Source organism: Psychrobacter sp. TB20-MNA-CIBAN-0197 (genome assembly GCF_040309765.1).
Taxonomy (GTDB): domain Bacteria; phylum Pseudomonadota; class Gammaproteobacteria; order Pseudomonadales; family Moraxellaceae; genus Psychrobacter; species Psychrobacter submarinus.
In genome coordinates, this window is sequence record NZ_JBEOPC010000882.1 from 1 (window position 1) to 259 (window position 259).

Sequence of the window (259 nt, forward strand, 5' to 3'; positions counted from 1 at the left end):
GGTCTGGTCCACCAAATGGGCGCGGTGGAAAACCACCTGTTTGGTAGCCTTTTTGAATCTGGCCATACACATTCATATTATTGCTAAGCTGATAAGATGCATTTACATCCCACGTAACTGCATCAAAATCTGCACTTACATACTTACGAGTAGGAAATGATGGGAATATAGCATTTGCATCTTTTTCATCTTTTGAATAACGAAGACCACCACCTACCGTTAAATCGTCAGTTAAATCGTAGCTTGCATTAAAGTAGGC

Annotated in this window: 1 protein-coding gene; it reads right to left on the reverse strand. The window is 40.5% G+C overall.

From position 1 onward, the window contains the following. The coding region (locus tag AAEY83_RS16395; RefSeq protein WP_351060741.1) for a TonB-dependent receptor domain-containing protein at positions 1–259 on the reverse strand (259 nt) is incomplete at both ends.